Raw genomic sequence first — 19,965 nt, forward strand, 5'->3', positions numbered from 1 at the left:
GTTGAGATCACGCGCCCGGTAGGAGCGACTCCGGGACATCCAAGTGCCGTGCCCGCAGAAACTCTCCGAGCCCCTTCGCCTGCGCATCAAACCTCAACGATGAGGACACACCGTCTCCGAGGAACCCTTCGACGATGAAGTTCACCGCCCACAGGTTCGGCAGCACATACCGCCGGATCGGCAGATCGGCACAGCCCGGCAAGAGCGAACGCACCCGCGCGGTGCTCAGGTGCTCGTTCAAGAAGTCGAACGCCTCCTGACTGCGCGCCCACACGCCGACATTCGCGTGCCCGCCTTTATCCCCGGACCGTGCGCCGGCGATCGTCCCCAGGGCCACGCGCCGCGTTGGGCCATCAGCGGTGGTCAACGTGCCCTCGTCGTACGACGGAGGATCCAACTCGAGCGAGGAGATCGTGCCGCTCTCCGGCAGTGTGAACGACTCGTCGCCGATCTGTCCGTGTGCCGATACGACACCGGCGGCGACCACCGCCGGGATGTACGTCTCGTACGACGTTGCGCCACCGGGCGGTGAGGTGCCGAACAGGCCCGGATAACTCGACAGCCCGGTCTGGATCACCGCCCCACTGAACGCGCGGCCTACCAGTTTCTCGTCACGGTCGGCGACGGCGATCCGCAGGATCGTGTTCGCGGCGCCGAACGACTCGGGATCGGCGGCTGTGTTGCCGATCAAATCGACCTCGACCCGCTCGTAGGCGTCCTTGCCGCCGGGAATCATGTCCCAGATGGCCTCTTGGGCAACCCGCGCCTTACCTTCGGGATCATCGCCGGTGAGAACCATCAGCATCTGGTTGCGATATCCGCCCTCGACGGCCATTGACACCTTCAGGCCGCTGGGCGGGGCCTCGCCGCGTACGCCGGAGATCTCCACGCGATCAGGCCCGTCCTGTCGCAACTGGATCGAGTCCAGTCGCGCGGTCGCATCCGGGTTCGCATACTGTGGCCCGCCCACCTCGTACAACAGTTGCGCTTTGATCGTGTCGACGGTGACCTGCCCGCCCGTGCCGGCGTGTTTGGTGATCACCGACGACCCGTCCGGACGGATCTCGGCCAGCGGAAAGCCTAGGCGCCGATAGTCGGCAACCTCGTCATAGAAGGAAAAGTTGCCGCCGGTGGCCTGCCCGCCGCACTCAATAACGTGCCCGGCGACGATCGCGCCGGCGAGCTTGTCGTAGTCCGAACGTTGCCAGCCGAACGCCCAGACGGCCGGACCTACGACGACCGCAGCGTCGGTAACGCGCCCGGTCACCACGATGTCGGCACCCCGGTTCAACGCCTCAGCGATCGAGTAGCCACCGAGGTAGGCGTTCGCTGCCAGCGGCGTACGCCCATCGAGATCGACGGGTTGGCCCCCGTCGAGTTGAGTGAGCTGACCGGAGGCGATGAGTTCGGGCACGCGCTGCAGGATGTCGTCACCGTCGACGTACGCGATCTTCGGTGACAGCCCAAGGTTCGCGGCGACCTTCTCCAAGGCGCGGGCCGCGCCGGGCGGGTTCAGCCCGCCGGCGTTCGAGACGATCTTGATGCCCTTATCCATACAGGTGCCCAAGACGTCCTCGACCTGGGTAATAAAGGTGCGAGCGAATCCGGCGTCCGGGTTCTTCGCCTGCTGGCGTCGCAGGATGATCATCGTCAACTCGGCCAGCCAGTCACCGGTCAGTACGTCGATATCGCCGCCGTCAACCATCTCGCGGGCCGCCGACAGGCGGTCGCCGAAGAAACCGCTGCAGTTCGCGACGCGCAGTAACTGTCGACTCATGACTCCTCCACCAGGACGAGGGGATCGTGATAGTCCACGGTATCCCCGACGTTCACGTAGATCTCCCTCACCGTCCCGGAGCCGCCGGCGGTGAGCTTGTGCTCCATCTTCATCGCCTCGAGGGCGATCAGCGGCTGGTCGGCCTCGACCGCATCGCCGACCTGCACGTCGATCGATACCACCAAACCAGGCAGTGGTGCCAGAACGCTGCCAGCAGCGCCCTCGGCGTCGTCCTCGCCGCCGATCACCGCTACCGGTGACAAGACGACGACGCCGCCAGGCGAATGCACGACCGTCTGCTTTCCCGCGATAACAGCGAACCGGCGCCGTACGCCGTCGATCTCCAGGAATATTGCATGATCTCGTCGGCGCGCCACACGCACCGACGTCTCCGCGGAATCACGCACCAATGACCAGGTGCCGTCGCGCTGCGGGATCAGATCGACGACGATCTCCTCGCCGTCCACCAAATACTTCGAGGTGATCGGCAGGCTGCGTAGATTCCGGAATCCGACCGGCGCGAAGGAGTTCGGCCCCGGAGCCCCCGAGAGCAATTCGGTAAGCGCGGCGGCGACTGCTGCGAGTCGTACGTCCTCAGCGCTGGCCGGCGAATCAACGAGCGAACCGCGGCGGTCCAGATAATCGGTTCCGACCGGACCGGATACGAACTCGTCGTCGCCGAGAATCGCCACCAACTGACCGATGTTGGTTTTGACACCGGCAACTTCGACACCCAACAGCGCCTGACGCAATAGCGCCAGTGCGGTCGGGCGGTCCTCGGCGTACGCCACCGCCTTGGCAATCATCGGGTCGTAGCGAGTGCTGACCACACTGCCTGTCTCGACGCCGATCTCCCAGCGCACGCCGTCGATCTCGGGTACGGACCAATGCGTGATTTCGCCGGGAGAAGGTAGGTAGTCGTTCGTCGGGTCCTCGGCATAGATGCGTGCTTCGACCGAAGAGCCCGCAGCGAGACTGTCGGCGTCGGCGTCGAACCAGGAGGGCAAGGGTTCGCCCGAAGCAACCAGGATCTGCAGTGCGACGAGATCGATGCCGGTGATCTCCTCGGTGACCGCGTGCTCTACCTGTAGGCGGGTGTTCATCTCCAAGAACGCGAAGCCATCGTCGAACGCGAGGAACTCGACCGTTCCGGCGCCGACGTAACCGATCTCCTTAGCCAACGCAGCTGCAGCCGAGCAAATGTCATCGCGCATAGTGGCCGGGTTAGTCGCTGGGGCGGGCGCCTCCTCGATGATCTTCTGATGTCTGCGCTGCACGGAGCAGTCGCGGGTGCCGAGGTGGATTACCCGCCCGGACGAATCACCAAAGACCTGCACTTCGACATGACGCGGGCCTTCCAGATAGCGCTCGACAAACAACGTGCCGTCACCGAACGCTGATGCCGCGCCGCGTGCGGCTTCCACCAAGGCTGTTTCCAGCCCGTCGTGGGAGTCCAGACGGACCATGCCTTTACCACCGCCGCCGGCGGATGGTTTGACCAACAGTGGTGGCTGCAGGCCCTTGATCGCGGTGACTGAGGCTGCGACGTCCTCGGTCACCGTGACCGAATCGAGCACCGGAACGCCTGCTGCTGCGGCGATCTCTTTCGCGCCGATCTTGCCGCCCATCTTCTCGATGGCTTCAGGGCTTGGACCGATCCAGGTCAGTCCGGCATCGATGACGGCGCGTGCGAAATCGGCATTCTCGGCGAGGAATCCGTAGCCGGGGTGTACGGCGTCCGCGCCGGCCTGGCGTGCGGCATCGAGAATCTTCTCGATGGATAGGTACGGCGACGCTGACTGGTCATCACCGAGCGCGATCGCCAGGTCCACATCATCGAGATAGCGCGCGTCGGCGTCGCTGGCGGCGTACACACCGGCCGTGCGGATACCCAACTGAGCGGCGGTACGTGCGACACGGGAAACGATCTCGCCGCGATTGGCGACGAGGATGCACGAAATTCGGGACATCTCACTCACATCCGGTAGGCGGCGTAGCCGCGTTCAGAGTCGATCGGGTTACCGCGGGCAGCTGACATCGCAAGCCCCAGCACGGTTCGGGTGTCGCGTGGGTCGATGATTCCGTCGTCCCAAATCTGACCTGTCGCGTACAACGCGGTCTGTTCGGAGTCGATCTGCGCTTCGACCGCGGCGCGCGCCTGTGCCTCGGCGTCCGCGTCGAGTTCGCGCCCGGAGGCCTTCGCCGCATTCTCGCGCACGATGGAAAGAACTCCAGCGAGTTGTTTTCCACCCATGACGGCGATCTTGTGCGTCGGCCAGGAGAAAACGAACCGCGGATCGTAGGCGCGGCCGCTCATCGCGTAGTTTCCCGCGCCGTACGAGTTGCCGACCATCAGCGAGTAGTGCGGCACGCACGAGTTGGAGACCGCGTTGATGAGTTTGGCGCCGTCCTTGATGATTCCGCCTTGCTCGTACCGGGTGCCGACCATGAAACCGGTGATGTTGTGGATGAACAGCAGCGGAATCGACTGCTGGTTACACAGCTGGATGAACTGGGCGCCCTTCTGTGATTCCTCGCTGAACAAGATCCCGTTGTTCCCGAGAATGCCGATATCGCGTCCGTGCAGCCGCGCCCACCCGCACACCAGGTTCGCGCCGTAGAGCGGTTTGAACTCTTCGAACTCTGAGGCGTCCACGGTGCGCGCGATGACGTCGCGGATGTCGTAGGGAATGCGAGGGTCGACCGACGGTACGCCGAGGAGTTCGTCGAGGTCGTACACCGGATCTGGTCCGGTGGCGCCGTCGGGGGCCGGACGCGACATCCGCAGGTGTCGCATGATCTGCCGGCCAAGCGCGATCGCCTCGAACTCGTCGCGGGCGAGGTAGTCGGCCAAACCGGACTGCTTCGCATGCATCTCGGCGCCGCCGAGGGTCTCCTCGTCGGCGTCCTCATTGGTTGCCATCTTCACCAGGGGTGGACCGCCGAGGAACACTTTCGCGCCGCCCTTGACGAATACGGTGTAGTCGCTCATGCCAGGGACGTACGCCCCGCCGGCCGTGGAGGATCCGAAAACGAGTGCGAGGGTCGGGACGCCGTTCTTCGAGAGCCGGCTGATCTCCTTGAATGTGGCGCCGCCGGGGACGAAAATCTGCGACTGAAATGGCAGGTCGGCGCCGCCGGATTCGGTCAGGTTGATCAACGGAAGCTTATTTATTCGGGCGATCTCGTAGCCGCGTAGCGCCTTGGCGACGCTGACCGGAGACTGCGATCCGCCGCGAATTGTCGGATCGTTGGCCATGATCAGGCACTCGGTTCCTTCGACCTGACCGATCGCCATCATCATGCCGCCGCCGAGCGGGTGCTCGGTGCCGTAACCGGCCAGGGGTGAGAGCTCCAGCATCGGTGCGCCGCGGTCGACGAGTAATTCGACGCGCTCGCGTGCGGGAAGTTTGCCGCGCTCGCGATGGCGCGCGACGTACTTCGGTCCGCCTCCGGCGAGTACCTTCTCGTTTTCGGCGTTGATCTCGTCTAGCAGGGCGAGCATCGCCTCACGGTTCGCGACGTATTCCGGTGATCTCGTGTTGAGTCGGGAATGGATAGGCGGCACGGTTCCTCCAGCGCTGGTCGGAGACGGGTTTGCGACGCGCAGTGCTCACTCTCGGCCAGTTCTGACAAATGTGTCAAGTTCCGCGATCGTGTCGTGCAGCCACCCACCCGGTGCTCGGCCAGGCGACCGCGCTCAGCCCGTCGACGCGGTATCGGGACTCGGTGCCGGGGTGGGAGTCTCGTTCGGAGTCGTTGGGGCAGTCCCGCCCTGCTCGGTGTCGGTCGATTCGTCCGCGCCCGAGCCCGAGTCGGTGCCTGAATTGGTATCGGTGTCCGTGTCGGTACCGTCCGGTTCGGTCGCCGGGCCGTCGTCGGTCGCGGTGTCGGTATCAGATTCCGTGGTGTCGGTGGCCTCGGCGTCGTTCTTATCCGCGTCCGCCGACCTCTCCGTGTCCGTGGTGGGAGCTGCCGGTTCGGTCGTCGTTGGCTCGCCAGGTACCGGTGCGGGTGCCTGGGTGGTTGGTTCGGCCACCTCGCCCGTATTGCTGTTGTCGAGCGGGTTGGGCGGCGCCTGCGTTGGCTTGGCCGCGACGCCGGTACCTTCTGCGATACGCGAAATCGTGGTTGATCCGTGGTCGCCGGACAGCGAGGAGCCGGTCAGGGATTCGTAGGCGGTGATCAGGCCGAAAGCGACCACGAATGTTGCGAGGGTGCCGACGAGGGCGATCCGCCATTTCGTGCGCAGCGAACGTATCCAGTCACTGGCGCGCGACGTCCGGAATCCGGCGGTCGTTGCACCTTCCTCGCGTGCCGCCTCGAGCGTTGTGGGCTGCGGCGCGTCGGTACGTCGGCGCGCTGCGCGGTCGTACGCGATCCGCAGGCCGTCACGGCTGCCCTCGAGCGAGGCATTGAACAGGGCGCTTGCGACGCCGGAGACGAGGCTACCGACGCCGGCGCCGATGATCGTGCCCGCGACACCGAGCTGTGCGCCGAGCGCGGCGGCGATGACTGCCGCGAACGCGCCCGCGAGCAGCCCATTCCATGACAGGTCGATCTTGCGTCGGGTGGTGCGGGCCTCGCCGTCATCGCGTCGTTCGACCTCGGGAGTCAACGTCGCGGTAGCGCTTGTGGCGGGGCTGGTATCGGTGGTTGGTCGGCTGGGGAACTGCTGGTCGGTCAAGGGTCCAGGTTCTTTCATCGCGGTGTGATCGAGTCGCCGTTCCAGGCGCCCCAGGCGCCGAGGAACGGCCATCCAGGCTACGCCGGAAGTTACGAGTCGGTAACGATCGTGAAGTGCTTCACCGAGATCGGCCCCAAATTCGCTCCTGGCCTCACCTGGGTCTCACGATGCGACTCGTGCAGAGCTGACCGGGAGCGTTCGGCGCGCGGCACCCGCCGTGGGAAGTGGCGATATTTAGTCGCGCGGTCGCTGCCGGTTCGGGGGCGGCAGCGAGTTGGTGCACGCGTCGCGCGTGGTGGTGGCGCGGGCCGCGCGAGGGATCCACTTGTCTGCTCGCGCCGACACTTCGACGCAAACATGACAATCGTGTCAAGTTTCCGATACGGTGTGGTATGACTCGAAGGAGCACGCGATGACGAAGGCCGTCCCGGCGCAGGCGAGTGCCGCACACGTGTCCAACGGTGAAGCGTTGCCAGCGACCGAGCGAGGTCGCCGCAAGCGCGCGGCGATCGTCGCCGCCGCGCGTGAGGTTTTCGAGGAGTCTGGCTTCAAGGACGCGCGAATCGCGGATATTGCTCGTAAAGCCGGGGCGTCGTACGGGTCGTTCTATACCTACTTTGCTTCCAAGGAAGAGATCTTCCAGGAGGTCGTCCAGCAGGTCACGAATGAGATGTTCAATTTCTCGCGACCAAGCGGAACTCGCGCGGACAATCCGGTACAGCGGATCGAAGCAGCAAATCGACGATACGTGCAGGCGTATGCCCGTAACGCCCGAATGATGAGTGTGATGACCGAGGTCGCCGCGTACGACGACTTCACTCGCGGTCTGGCGCGGCAGATCCGGGAGCGGTTCGTCGAGCGCAATGAAGAAGGCGTCCGGCGTTTGCAGAAGCAAGGACTGGCCGACGAGAACCTGGATGCCCGGGTGGCTGCGGACGTCCTCGGCGGGATGATCGAACGCTTCGCGCACGTGTGGGTGGAGAGTCGCTCGCAGCAGGAGATCGACGCCGCAGTTCCGGTTCTGACCAAGATCTGGGCGCGCGGGCTCGGGTTGGACGAGTCCGAGATCGAGCAACTGTAGCTACCACGCTACTGCGGGCGGGCTAGCTCGCCGCAATCGCGGCGCCGCTTCCCAGCGCCGTTTCGCGTCCTCGAGCCGCTCCACATGCTCGCGTTGTGTAGCAAGGGATCGGGATCGCCCACACCACTCGAGCGCCCTTTCGGCGAGCTGCCGATGGCAGGTGACCGGCAACCAACGCCGTTGCGCTACCGGTGTGCATACACCCACGGCGTCCGGAGAAGTGGGTTGACTGACTCGGTCCCTAACGACCCCGTATCGACATGCGATCGATGGTGTCCGCGGCCTCGTACTGGGGTGATACGAGCATCACCCAGGGTGATGAAATCGGCGCACAGTTTTCACCCTTGTCGACCTGTGTGCTGGGTGTGAAACTACTTCCGAGTGCGGTGCTGGACGCCAGTTATATCGGCGAACAGCAGCGTGATCCTCGCGTTGAGAATGTCCGACCGACAGAACGATCCGGGCATCTCACGGGTCGCGCCCGACACCCAATCCGACCGATGCGTCTACTTTGGCGTGCCCTGCGCCGGGACTGATGAACGCATCGGACCTATGTACTCGAAAGGAACCTCCATGGCTACTCAGCAGTCACGGAAAATGCGAAAGATCGCGGCCGTTGCCGCGGGCGCGCTCGTAGTCGGAGTCGGCGCCAGCTTCACCCTGGCGTCGTGGACCGACTCGGAGTGGGTCAGTGGCAGCGTGGACGGCGAGACTCCCGGCGTCGGCACCAGCGACTTCGAGGTGCAGCAGAACACCAGCTCGCCGTACGCCGATACGGGATGGACCGATGAAGAGGAGAACCCCGGCGGTGCGCTGCTGTTCTCCGCCGGCGCCCTGAGCCTGACCCCCGGCGACAGCATCTACGCGCCCGTCGCGTTGCAAACCACCGAAGACTCGCTCGCCGCCACCGTAAACCTGCAGGGCGCGGTCGCCTCAGCCGGAATCACGATCGACGACCCCGATGGCGCGCTCTGGGCGGCCATCGACGTCGATGTCTACACGGCAGCCGGCGCTACCCCTCCGGCGTGCACCCCGGCCGACTTCGACGCTGCCGACTGGACTGCGATCCTCACCGGCGGACTCGACGACGCAGCGACGGCGCCGCAGGACCTGGCAGCGGAGTCCGGCTCCACTCAGCACTACTGCTTCGTGCTCACGCTGCCGGATGACGCGGCTGACACCTTGCAGGGCCTCACCATCGCCCCCGCTTGGGAGTTCGCTTCCGAATCCGTCGACGCGTAAATACTGCGCGCTGAAGCGCACTAGCCGAACCAGCAGACGGGACCGACCGCAATGATCAAGAAGATCATCGGAGCTACTGTCACGACGCTAATCGTCGCGACAGCAGTTGGTCTCGTCTGCTGGTTCGTGCTTGCGGCGACGACCGGTGCCAGCCTGATCACGTTCCGGACCGGGTCGATGGCGCCGAGCATGCCGCAGGGTGCAATCGCGGTTGCGATGCCCGTCAAGGCGTCCGAGATCAAGGTCAACGACGTCGTCACCGTGCAGCGTCCGGGCGAGTCACTTCCGGTGACACACCGGGTTGTGGAGGTGCGCACCCCTGAGGAAGCCACCACGCCGGACGGGATCCCGGACAACGCGCGCGAGCTCGTGCTCAAGGGCGATGACAACGATGTGGCCGATTTCGAGCCGTACGTAGTGACCGACGCGAAGAAAGTGGTCTTCTCACTCGCGAACGCCGGTGCGGTACTCACCTGGCTCAAGACACCTATCGGGATGGGCTTGATGATCCTGCTGGTCGGTGCGCTGACCACCTGGGCATTCTGGCCGGCCCGGGAGATACCGGATTCGGAAGACTCCGCTTATGCCGAATCGGACGGATCCACAGATCCTCCGCCGGACGACGATGCGAATCCCAGCAGCGCGGACCGTGCCGGTACGGATCCGGCTGATTCCTCGGCGGAATTGGCCCACGAAATCTTGGGAGCTAACAGATGACGGCGAACGACGCACGCCCAATGCGCCCCAAGGGGGCTCGGGCGAAATGGCGCGCCGCCACGTTCGGGGTACTCGCGCTATCGACCGCCGTCTTCGCGGTTGGCGCAGTCATGACGGTTGATCGTGCTTGGGCCGCGTTCGAGGATGTGACTGAGACGGGCGTGCCCGGGCTGTTGCACCTCGCTGTCGATGACCGCGGTCCCTTACACGTCGAGCTCGCTCCCGGCGAGAGTGCCCATTGGCTGATCCAGGCAGAACTCGACGACGCGCCGAGTGGGGCGCTGACCGTCGAAATGCATGCCAGCGGGGAACTGATCGAGCAGGACCAGTTGCTCGTCGCGGTTAGCGCTTGTTCTGGCGAGTACTACGATCCTTCGGTCACAGAGCCTGCGTGCGACGGTGAGCAGAGTGAGATTCTCGCAGTCACGTCGCTCAGCGCGGTCTCGTCCGCGGGCGCTCTCTACGAGCTCGGCGAAATCACCCCGACTGATCCGCAACAGGTGTTGGTCACCTTGTCGCTACCGGACGATGCGAGTTACGACGACGGCGCCAGCGCCGACATCTTCGTCGGCTTCCACGCGTCCGGGGCGGACGACCCCGGTGAGCCACCGACAGGTACGCCACCGACGGGTACGCCGCCGACCGGAGCACCCCCAGCGGGTCCCGGGTCGACGGGAACGCCACCGACGGACTCCCTCGCGTCAACGGGTGCGGATGTCCGTGCCCTGGCCCTACTTGCCATCGGTGCCATCGGAATCGGCTCCGGACTCGTCATGCTGCGGCGTGAGCCCGGGAAGGAATCATGAAGATCTTCACCAAGCCCCGGTCCGTCTTGCGAGGTCGCGGCACCACTGTGCTCGCCGCGACGATGGTGACGACGTCCGCGCTCCTCGCGCAGACCCTGGTAGCGACCAACGCGACGTGGAACGACGCCGAGTGGGTGCACTCAGATGGGGTCGGCACCCTTGATTGTGTGGAGCCGGCTGGCCAGTTCGCCACCCGAGCCGAGGGGCGGTTCCTCAGCGGTTCGCTGCTGGACATCAATCTCGACAGCATCGCCGAGGCAGAACGCGTAGAAGTGACCAACGATGGGTCCCGCTCGATGGTGCAGACCGCCGGCACGCCCGTCAGCGGTCTGCCTGACGCGTACGCCGATCCGCTGTCCGCCGAAGTGCTGAGCCTGCTCAATCTCGACCTCACTGGGCTGCTGGAACTACCGGCCGATGCCTCGACCGGTGTCGTGGGGCAGTTCGGTCAAGCACAGTCCGATGGCACCGCGGTCGGCGCCAGTGGGTTGATCACGGATTCCGGTGGTATCGATCTGTCGCACGAACAGACCGGCGACTACCCGGACCTGGCAACACTGCAACTCTCCGAAATCCTAAACTCTGACCTGCTCGGTGACCTGGGACTCGGCACGCTGCTGTCCAACGTCGCAGATCTCACCTTGGAACTTGGCGCCGTTGCGGGGCGCGCCAGCTACTCGACCTGTGACTACCTCTGGGGATCGGACCCCGACACGGTCAACCGCGAGTATCTCGCCGCATCCGCCGATCTTGGCTTCTCCACGCCGCTGATCGGCGAGTTGGTGAGCGCTATCGGCGGCTCGGAGCAGGAGCAATGCTCCGATACGCCGCTCAGCACCGTGAAACTGCTCGAATGCACGGTCAACGGTCTCGCGAGCGATGAAGGCGTCGTCGACTCCCTCGTCAGTGGTGTCACGGGGTTGTTGGGCACGCTGACCAATAATCTCGGCCTCGGTGAGATCACCGCCGATCTCACTGCCACAGTTGACCTGAGCGGGGTTCAGGCGTTGTTGGATGACACCCTCACCGATACCGGCGGCGTGATCACGGTCAACCTCGGCGACGGCACCGTCCAGGTCAACACGGCGGCGCTGCTGGAAGCGGCGTACCCGGGGACCTACACCGACGGACTCAACGGACTCGCTCCGAACACCAATCCGCTGGCGGATCCCGGCGTCCTCAACGAGTTGGTCGATCGGGTCAGCGCCTTGCTGGCCGACTGGATCGTGAACGTCCAGAATGCAATCACCACGGCGATCGGCCAGACGACGATCACCGCTGGCGTGCGCATTGACCTTGAACTCACCACGATTCTCGGTACCCTCCCGATTGGCGATATCGAGGTCGCCGTCGACTGCCGCCCGACGGGCAGTACGACGGCGGGACCGGGATGCACCCTCGCCGAGTTGCTTGACAGCGGCCCGAATCCGGGCGTGCAAGAGGTCACCGCAGGCTTCGAGGTCCTGCCCGGTCTGCCTGGCCTTGTAGGGGATCTCCTGAACGGCGTGGTTGGGACGGTGATTGCCGGATTGGTCAGCAATCTTGTGAGTGGTACCGCCGGTCTGGTCGGGACGGTAGTGAACGACACTCTGGACCCCGTCGTCACCGGAGCGGTCAACGCGTTGCCTGGCTTGACCGCACCTGTCGTCAACCTGGTCAGCGACCTTTACAACGGGCTGTTCCTCAGCGGAATCGTCGCGCTGACGATCAATGCGCAGAACGACACGTCCGATCCGAACGATGTTGAACCGCAGGAGTGGGCGACGTTGCCCGAGGGCCAGTTCGATGTGTCGGCCATCAGGGTGGGCGTACTTGATCTGCTCGGCGCCTATCACGTCAACGTGCACCTCGGTCGGGCTTCGGTGGGGCCGGGCTGCGCCGTCGCGACGGCGGCGGTTGACTGCGCGGGGTACTGAGTGAACGCATCGACACTCGTGACGGTGTCGATCTTCAGGTAGCACCAGAACGCTGAGGTGGGTCCATTCTCGATTCGAGGATGGACCCACCGCAGTTCTCGGGGTTGAGGCCCGCTGTCGGCTGTAGTGGTCTGGGTCATAGTCTGGGTGGGACGTGAGGAGTGGCCAAATGACTGACACCGCCCAACCTGTGAACCTCCCGATGCCGAGTCGCCGACCGCAGGATGAGCCGCCGGCGCTGTTGGGACCGAGTGAAACCGACTGGAGTGCGCTGACCGACCGCCTGAATCGGCTGCTGCGGCTGCGTACTACGCCGGTGGGGATGAAGCTGTTCGCGACGGTCGCCGAGATGGAGGCTGTGCCGAAGATCCGGCGTCCGAAGGCGATCCACACGACCGACCAAATCGTCGCGCAGGCAGCTCGGATCGGTTTCACCGTAGGAATCACCAACGACGACCTCGTCGGCCCACAGTGTGGTGCGGTGATCGGATTGCACCCGCGCGATGAGTCGTGGCTGTCCGGCGACCGCATGGCCGGTGTGTGGTTCGCCGATCAGGAGGAAGCGTCGCGACACCAGCATGCGATGGATACGGTGCCCGACAACCTGTACGAGGCGATGGCCGTGTCACCGCTAGCCTCCGGCCGACTCGACCCGCCGGACGTCGTCCTGATTTATGCCACCCCCGCACAGTCGATTCTGATGATCAACGGGCTGCAGTGGTCGGGCTACAAGAAGTTTGAGTGGTCCTGCGTCGGGGAGTCATCGTGCGCCGACTCGTGGGGGAGGGCGCTCGCGACTCGGGAACCGTCGATGTCGATCCCGTGCTACGCCGAGCGTCGGTACGGCGGCGTCCTCGAGGACGAACTCTTGTTGGCGCTGCCGCCGGAGTACCTACCGGGGATGCTCGATGGGCTGGATGCGTTGGGCCGTAACGGATTCCGCTACCCGATACCGCAGTACGGCATCCAGTCGGATGCGCGCGCCGGACTCGGTGTTTCCTACACCTGAGCCCCCACGCGAAACCGACGACGAGTGCGCCGTCGGCACGCCGACTTGCGGGGGAGCGAGTAACGATAATCGGCCCAGACCGTTGCTCGCTGCCCCGCAGAATGGCCAAGTGCGGCCGGATTACGCCGGGGTTGATTCGCCCCAGGTGTTCCAGAACGTGATGTCTTCGATCGGCCCGCGGGCGGCGGGTTTGAAGTCGGTGCCCTTGGTGTAGGCGATCGGCAGCATCGCCGCCTGCGTGAAGCCCTCGGGGATCTCCAACAGTTCGGCGGTTTCCTGCGCGTGGGCCAGGTGGAACGTCGTCCACACCGATCCGAGGCCGCGCGAACGCAGCGCTAGGCAGAAGCTCCAGATCGCCGGGTGAATCGAGCCGAAGAATCCTGCGGCGCTTTCCAGATTTGCCGGCTTTCCCGCGATGCAAGGGATGACCAGCGCCGGTACCTGCTCAATGACATCGACGAGGTATGCAGCCGAGCTACGTACGCGTCCGGTCTGCTCGTCGGCCTCCTCCTGGCCCTTCGTGGCCATATACTTACGCCCGACTTCCTTGTAGAACTCGGCGAGTTTGGCGCGCTTGGCCTCGTCCGTCACGATCATCCAGCGCCATCCCTGGGAATTGCTGCCCGTGGGGGCTTGTACGGCCAGGCGAAGGCATTCGAGGATGACTTCGGGCTCGACCGGGCGCTCAAGGTCAAGACGTTTGCGGACGGCGCGTGTGGTGCTCAACAGCCAGTCGGTGGCCTGCTTCTGTTCAGGTGAAATCGTCATGACTTGACCCTAGCCCGAACAGTTCAGTGCACCAACGGATGTAGTCACGCTGCTGTCAAAGCGATCTGCTGCCGACATCACCGTCGGCGCGCCTTCGGGCGTAGCGACCCGCTCAACACTAGGGGAAACTGCCGGGTGCTAATCTCGACGAGTCCATTGCGATGGGACCCGAGGAAGCCGGTGTGAATCCGGCGCGGTACCGCCACTGTAGACGGTGCACAGACACGTGCCCGTGAGCCAGATACTCGCCCCATTCGTACCTTTCAGTGTCGGGGCGGCGTACCCCGAGAAAGGCTGCGCGAAGTCGTGCACGCTTCTTTTACTTCATCCCACCTTCTCGGCAGGCGACGTCGCCCCTGGGTCTTGCTCGCGTGTTTGGCTGTGGCTGCATCGCTAGCGAGCTGCTCAGCCGAAACAAGCCCAGAGGCGCGAGCGTCTGGGGGCGCCTCGGTCGAGAACTGCGACATCGATGTCCCCGTTGGCGATCCGCCCGAGCGTGTGTTCGCATCTGAACAGCCGGCAATTGAAATCATGCACGCGCTGGGGCTCAGCGACCGACTCGTCGCTACCAGTACGTTGCACGCCGCGATCCTGCCGGAATACGCGCAAGTCCAAGCGGACCTGGAATACACCCAGGACCTCCCGAGTCGGGAGGGTCTGCTGGCGATGGATCCGGACTTCGTCCTTGTGGGTTTCAATCATCCCTTCGCCGAGGACGGCACGTTCGGCACCCGGGCGAGCCTGGCCGACTTGGGCATCCGCACTTGGATCCTGAGCCCGCTGTGTCCGACGGAGGATGGCTTGTCGGACGAGGCACTTGATCCGCAGAACGTCAGCGTCGAGACGATCTATGACGACCTGCGCGGATTGGGTGTGATCTTTGACGTCGAGGAGCAGGCGGAGGAGATCATCGCGGACCAGCAGGTTCGCATCGCGGCCGTGGAGGAAGCCGTCAGCGGCGCAGATCGCCCCAAAGTGGCATTCGTCCGAGCTCTCGAAGATGGAACCTTCCGCATTGTCAGCGGCACTGACTTCGGCACCCGGATTATCGAGCACGCCGGCGGCGAGAACGTTTTCGCCGATCTCGATGCCGATCGCAAAATCATCGTCGATGCCGAAGAACTGATCTCCCGCGACCCCGACGTGATTCTCACCGACAGCTGCTGCGACCCGAGTTACACCGTCGAGAACCGCGACGAGGACGCTCTGGCAATCCTGCAGCATCCCGCGCTCGCCGGCGTCACCGCGGTCGAGAACGATCAGGTTTACCCGTTCCTGTTAGCCGATCGCAGCGCCGGCATCCGCGCTGCCCAAGCAATCGAGATGGTCGCCGCGATTCTGCACCCACACCTGGTGCAGGAACCCGCATAAAGCGCCATCCACACTCACACCTAAAGAGGGATAGTCGCATGACTTTGCTTCATTACCGAAGGCTCGCCGTTGTTGCCGCGTGTTTAGGCCTGGTGGGCACGAGCGCGTGCGCTGCCAACGCGAACGACCGATCCTCTGCCGCGGATGCCGTCACCGTTGAGAACTGCGGAATCGACGTCACGGTAAGTGAACCGCCTGAACGCGTATACGCCGCCTATCAGCCGGCCATCGAGATCGCGCACGCGTTAGGTATCAGCGATCGCCTGATCGAGACCGCGTTCCTTGATGCACAGGTGCTGCCGGAATACACGCAGGCCCAGAGCGAGGTTCCGTATGTGGAGAAACTGCCCAGCCGCGAGGCCATGTTGGCCACCGCGCCTGACTTCATCCTGTCGGGGTATAACAACGTCTTCACCGAAGATGGTGCTGGTGATGAGGGTTTCGGGACTCGGGCAAGCCTGGCCGAACTAGGCATCCAAAGTTGGATCCTCAGTCCGCTGTGTCCTAGTGAAGACGGGCTCTCCGATGAGGCGATTGATCCCGCTTCCGTCGATGTGGAAACGATCTACGACGACCTGAATGACCTCGGCGTCCTATTCGATGTCGAGGAGCGCGCTGAGGAGGTCATCGCGGACCAGCAGCAACGCATCGCCGCCGTCGAGCAGGCGCTCGCTGGAGTAGATACGCCCAGCGTCGCGATCGTCCTGCTGGACGAAGGTGGGGGCATTCGCGTCGCCGGTGGTATCGACTTCGGTACCCAGATCATCGAGCATGCGGGCGGGGTGAACGCGTTCGCCGACCTCGTCGATAAGCGCCATGTGGACATCGATCTCGAAGAGCTGATTGACCGTGACCCCGACGTCATCGTCACCAGCACGTGTTGCGACGCCTCCTATACCCGCGAGGACGGCGTGGAAGAAGTGCAGACGCTTATGCAGAACCCCGCGTTGGCAGGTATGTCGGCGGTGCAGAGCGAGCAGGTGTATCCGTTCCTGTTTGCTGACCGCGCGGCGGGGGTCCGCGTCGCCTACGCGATCGAACTGATGGCTTCGCTCCTGCACCCCGACTTGGTCCCGCCCAGCGAGGATTAGGCCGAGCAAGATGCAGCGGAGTGACAATACGGTGATGCCGGCCGCGCCGGCTTCCGAGCGGCCGGTCGAGGCCGCGCGCCCGGCTGCCCGCGTTGCTGTTCCTCGCGCCGGTTTATTGAGCGGCCACTGGCGTTCGCTCGGCATCCTGCTTGCCGTTGCGGTGCTGGTGGTCGTAGCGCTGGCTTCTGTCCTGCTAGGCACGCTCTCCGTCAACCTCTCCGACGTGTTCGGCGCCGTCACGGGTCCACCGGACACAGACGTTGAGCGGGCTGTTCGCTACATCCGAATCCCGCGCACGGTGACGGGTCTACTAGCGGGAGCGGCGCTCGGTATCGCCGGTGCGGTAATGCAAGGCCTCACCCGTAACCCGCTGGCGGGCCCTGGCCTGTTGGGTGTCAATGCCGGCGCGGCGCTGGCGGTGGTCCTGGCAATGATTGGCCTAGGCATCACTACCGCCGCCGGTTATGTGTGGTTCGCCCTTGCCGGTGCCGCCGTCGCCGCTGTCTTCGTTTACACGCTAGGTTCTCTCGGCTTGGGCGGTGCCACACCCGTGAAGCTTGCGCTGGCCGGGGCAGCATTCACCGCGCTGCTGGGCGCATTCACCACGATGATCACGTTGCAAGACGCCTCGACAATGGACGACTTTCGTTACTGGGTCGTGGGGTCGTTGACTCGTGCGGACAGCGACACGCTGAGCGCAGTGGCGCCGTTTCTCGCCGTTGGTATGGTCCTGGCGGTTGGCTTGACCCGTTCGCTGAATGCCCTGGCGCTGGGCGACGATCTCGCCCGCACCCTCGGCACCCGTTTATGGATCGCCCGTGCCGTGGGGGCCCTCGCAGTGGTCCTACTCGCTGGCGGCGCCACTGCTATCGCCGGCCCGGTCGGGTTCATCGGCCTGGTGGTATCGCACATCGCACGGATGATCACCGGACCGGACTACCGCTGGGTGCTCGCCTGGACCGCCGTACTCGCCCCCACACTGCTACTGATAGCCGACATCCTGGGTCGCATTCTGGTCCAACCTGAACAACTTCAGGTTGGCATCATCACGGGACTGGCCGGCGCACCGTTCTTCCTTTACCTCGTCCGCAATCGCAAGGTGATTGGAACATGAAGTTGTTGGTTCGTCGCGGACCGACTCGGGACACCCTCGTAGTGGCTGTTCGAGGCGGCGCTGTCTCGTTCCGGCTCAGTCGCGCCTCCGTGTTGCTCACCATCCTCGCGGGCGCGGCAGCAGTTGCCATCGCCACGGCGTCGTTAACCCTCGGGGTGTACCCAATCTCGGTGTCCGATGCCATCACCATCGTCGGTGGCGGAGGCACGCTCATTGAACGTGATGTTGTGCTGGGCGATCGCCTGCCCAGGGCGCTGACCGGCCTCGGCGTCGGTGCAGCGTTCGCACTGTCGGGCGCCATCCTGCAGCGCATCGCCGCCAACCCGCTGGTCAGTCCCGATGTCATCGGTATTAACTCTGGCGCCGCGATGGGCGCACTGATCGTGCTGCTCATCGCGGGAGGCAGCGGCCCGCAGCTGGTCGTCGGCGCGCTCATTGGTGCGATCGTCGCAGCCATGATGATTGTGCTCATCGCCTATCGGCGCGGACTGCACGGGTTCCGGCTGGTGCTGGTGGGCATCGGCGTCGCCGCGATGCTCTCCTCGGCTATCTCGTACTTGCTTACCCGCTCGGACATCCACCGCGCCATGAGCGCCGCCGCCTGGTTGACCGGCAGCCTCGCCAACCGCAGCAGCATGCACGCGACGATTATCGGCATTGCCCTGATAGCGGCGATCCCAGCTTTGGTCGTCGGTTCAAGGCACCTACGGCTCCTCGAACTTGGCGACGACCTCACCCGCTCCCTGACCGGCGCTGGCCAAGGCCGCAAGGTGGCTTTGCTGCTGCTCGCCGTGGTCCTTGCTGCGATGGCCACCGCAGCCGCGGGACCTATCGGATTCGTTGCGTTGGTGGCGCCGCAGATTACCCGACGCATCCTTGCTGAACGGCAGGTCGCTCTGGCGCCTTCAGCCGCTGTCGGAGCACTCGTGGTTGTTGGTGCAGATCTCGCGGGCCGACTGTTATTCGCGCCTTCAGAGATGCCCGTCGGCGTTCTGACCGCAATCATGGGAGCGCCAGTCCTGCTCTACCTCCTCGCCCGCGCCCACCGCATAGGAGCCGCCGGATGAAGTCTCAGCGATCACCGGTCACCGCGTCAGTCGCGGTGACCACCAATCAGCTCAGTCTGGGATACGGCCACGCGCGGGTCGTCGATCAGGTGACGACGAGCCTGCCCGCCGGTCGCATCACGGCGATCGTCGGGCCAAACGGCTGCGGCAAGTCGACTCTCCTGCGGGGCTTGGCCCGTCTGCTGTCGCCGCAGCATGGCAGCGTCCAGTTGGACGGTGTCGAACTCACCGAGATGTCGGCGCGGACCCTGGCCCGCACCCTGGGCCTGTTGCCGCAACAGCCCATTGCGCCGGACGGCATCACCGTCGCCGATCTTGTCGGCCGGGGCCGCCACCCCCATCAACGCTGGTTCCGGCAGTGGAGTGCGGACGACGAAGTCGCGGTTGCTGACGCAATGGCCGCGACTAGTGTCGACGATTTGGCAGATATGCCGATCGACGAGCTCTCTGGCGGCCAGCGCCAGCGGGTATGGATCGCGCTCGCGCTCGCCCAGGGCCCCGACGTCATGCTGCTTGACGAGCCCACGACCTTCCTTGATTTAGCGCATCAACTCGAGGTCCTCGACCTCCTCGCCTCCCTCAACCGCCGGCTCGGACGCACCATCGTGCTGGTGCTGCACGACCTCAACATGGCCAGCCGTTACGCCCACCACCTGGTGGCCATGCGCGCGGGCACGGTGGCCACCGCGGGGCCTCCCAGCGAGGTTGTCACTACGGAGATGGTGCGTGAAGTATTCGGTGTGGAAGCCACCGTGATCACAGATCCCGTGGTCGGTACGCCGCTTGTCTTGCCCCACCAATCGACCGACATCGAGGTCACCCGATGACAGAACGGGTCTTGGTCGGCATGTCGATCCGTGAAGCCGACGCCGCCAGCGAACTGAGAGTCGCCGCGGAGGAGGCCGGCGCACGGCTCGCCTTCCTGCAGATCTCCGAACCCGCGCTATCGACCGTCCTGAACGAACTTGCCGATGCTGGCGCGACACGGATCGAACTGGTCGGCGTCAGCTTCGGGCCGCTTGCGCCGGGTCTGTCTTGGTTGCGGCGGGTCGCCGCGCACTGGTGGCGTGAACGCGGTCCCGAGCCTCCCGAGATCATGATCGCCACCGCCCTGGTCGGGCCAGAGATCGGCGAGCATGGCGCGATCGAGGCTGCCGCGCAGGAGGTTCGCCCGATCCGAGGAACAGAGCCGGTAATCGCCGTACAGCCCGATGACGTCTGGTACGGGGGCATCCTGCCCACCGATGTGACCAGGCTCATCGACGCCCACCTCGTCGCCGGCCGACCACTCGATGAAAAGCGGATTAGGTAGAGCGGGA

17 protein-coding genes and 1 riboswitch are annotated in these 19,965 nt (G+C 64.7%); of the genes, 12 read left to right on the forward strand and 5 right to left on the reverse strand.

The window, feature by feature from the left end:
- Positions 1-7 precede the first annotated feature (7 nt).
- The 4 genes from E1H16_RS12870 to E1H16_RS12885 form a co-directional block, all read right to left on the reverse strand.
- Positions 8-1,777: an acyclic terpene utilization AtuA family protein gene (locus E1H16_RS12870; protein ID WP_134324273.1), complete on the reverse strand. Its 1,770-nt coding sequence runs from the start codon at positions 1,775-1,777 to the stop codon at positions 8-10.
- Positions 1,774-3,747, reverse strand: coding sequence for an acetyl/propionyl/methylcrotonyl-CoA carboxylase subunit alpha (locus E1H16_RS12875; protein WP_134324274.1), 1,974 nt, complete (start codon positions 3,745-3,747; stop codon positions 1,774-1,776). The genes E1H16_RS12870 and E1H16_RS12875 overlap by 4 nt, the downstream gene beginning before the upstream one ends.
- A gap of 5 nt (positions 3,748-3,752) precedes the next feature.
- Entirely contained in the window at positions 3,753-5,282 is a 1,530-nt protein-coding gene (locus E1H16_RS12880) for an acyl-CoA carboxylase subunit beta (RefSeq protein ID WP_243837849.1), read from the reverse strand.
- A gap of 195 nt (positions 5,283-5,477) precedes the next feature.
- Positions 5,478-6,464, reverse strand: coding sequence for a hypothetical protein (locus tag E1H16_RS12885; protein ID WP_134324276.1), 987 nt, complete (start codon positions 6,462-6,464; stop codon positions 5,478-5,480).
- A gap of 412 nt (positions 6,465-6,876) precedes the next feature.
- On the opposite strand from E1H16_RS12885, the gene E1H16_RS12890 reads away from it, so the two are divergent.
- The 6 genes from E1H16_RS12890 to E1H16_RS12915 all read left to right on the forward strand — a co-directional run bounded on the left by E1H16_RS12890 (position 6,877) and on the right by E1H16_RS12915 (position 13,235).
- A complete protein-coding gene (locus E1H16_RS12890; RefSeq protein WP_134324277.1) occupies positions 6,877-7,545 on the forward strand; it encodes a TetR/AcrR family transcriptional regulator in 669 nt (222 codons plus the stop codon).
- A gap of 573 nt (positions 7,546-8,118) precedes the next feature.
- The gene (locus E1H16_RS12895) at positions 8,119-8,787 is read left to right on the forward strand and encodes a SipW-dependent-type signal peptide-containing protein (protein WP_134324278.1); all 669 of its coding nucleotides are present in this window, start codon (positions 8,119-8,121) and stop codon (positions 8,785-8,787) included.
- 51 nt (positions 8,788-8,838) lie between these two features.
- Positions 8,839-9,504: a signal peptidase I gene (locus E1H16_RS12900; RefSeq protein WP_134324279.1), complete on the forward strand. Its 666-nt coding sequence runs from the start codon at positions 8,839-8,841 to the stop codon at positions 9,502-9,504.
- Positions 9,501-10,310, forward strand: a complete 810-nt coding sequence (locus E1H16_RS18435) for a hypothetical protein (RefSeq protein ID WP_166741755.1) — start codon at positions 9,501-9,503, stop codon at positions 10,308-10,310. Before E1H16_RS12900 ends, E1H16_RS18435 begins: the two co-directional genes overlap by 4 nt.
- The gene (locus tag E1H16_RS12910) at positions 10,307-12,226 is read left to right on the forward strand and encodes a choice-of-anchor G family protein (protein WP_134324281.1); all 1,920 of its coding nucleotides are present in this window, start codon (positions 10,307-10,309) and stop codon (positions 12,224-12,226) included. Before E1H16_RS18435 ends, E1H16_RS12910 begins: the two co-directional genes overlap by 4 nt.
- A gap of 169 nt (positions 12,227-12,395) precedes the next feature.
- Complete coding sequence (locus E1H16_RS12915; RefSeq protein WP_208379042.1) at positions 12,396-13,235, forward strand: DUF169 domain-containing protein; 840 nt, start codon at positions 12,396-12,398, stop codon at positions 13,233-13,235.
- Positions 13,236-13,355: 120 nt separating this feature from the next.
- Here E1H16_RS12915 and E1H16_RS12920 read toward each other — a convergent pair whose 3' ends face one another.
- Positions 13,356-14,003, reverse strand: coding sequence for a nitroreductase family protein (locus E1H16_RS12920; protein ID WP_134324282.1), 648 nt, complete (start codon positions 14,001-14,003; stop codon positions 13,356-13,358).
- A gap of 116 nt (positions 14,004-14,119) precedes the next feature.
- Positions 14,120-14,270, forward strand: a riboswitch (cobalamin riboswitch).
- A 114-nt stretch (positions 14,271-14,384) separates the two neighbouring features.
- Here E1H16_RS12920 and E1H16_RS12925 point away from each other — a divergent pair.
- From E1H16_RS12925 to E1H16_RS12950, 6 genes are read left to right on the forward strand one after another with little or no spacing between them, the layout of a single operon-like run.
- Positions 14,385-15,374 (forward strand): ABC transporter substrate-binding protein, encoded by a 990-nt coding sequence (locus E1H16_RS12925; protein ID WP_208379043.1) that lies wholly within the window; start codon positions 14,385-14,387, stop codon positions 15,372-15,374.
- 38 nt (positions 15,375-15,412) lie between these two features.
- Entirely contained in the window at positions 15,413-16,465 is a 1,053-nt protein-coding gene (locus tag E1H16_RS12930) for an ABC transporter substrate-binding protein (RefSeq protein WP_134324283.1), read from the forward strand.
- A gap of 34 nt (positions 16,466-16,499) precedes the next feature.
- The gene (locus E1H16_RS12935; protein ID WP_134324284.1) at positions 16,500-17,579 is read left to right on the forward strand and encodes a FecCD family ABC transporter permease; all 1,080 of its coding nucleotides are present in this window, start codon (positions 16,500-16,502) and stop codon (positions 17,577-17,579) included.
- Complete coding sequence (locus tag E1H16_RS12940; RefSeq protein ID WP_134324285.1) at positions 17,576-18,646, forward strand: FecCD family ABC transporter permease; 1,071 nt, start codon at positions 17,576-17,578, stop codon at positions 18,644-18,646. Before E1H16_RS12935 ends, E1H16_RS12940 begins: the two co-directional genes overlap by 4 nt.
- Positions 18,643-19,473: an ABC transporter ATP-binding protein gene (locus E1H16_RS12945; RefSeq protein WP_134324286.1), complete on the forward strand. Its 831-nt coding sequence runs from the start codon at positions 18,643-18,645 to the stop codon at positions 19,471-19,473. Before E1H16_RS12940 ends, E1H16_RS12945 begins: the two co-directional genes overlap by 4 nt.
- Entirely contained in the window at positions 19,470-19,958 is a 489-nt protein-coding gene (locus tag E1H16_RS12950) for a (2Fe-2S) ferredoxin domain-containing protein (protein WP_134324287.1), read from the forward strand. Before E1H16_RS12945 ends, E1H16_RS12950 begins: the two co-directional genes overlap by 4 nt.
- Positions 19,959-19,965 lie beyond the last annotated feature (7 nt).

This window comes from Cumulibacter soli (genome assembly GCF_004382795.1).
Lineage (GTDB): Bacteria > Actinomycetota > Actinomycetes > Mycobacteriales > Antricoccaceae > Cumulibacter > Cumulibacter soli.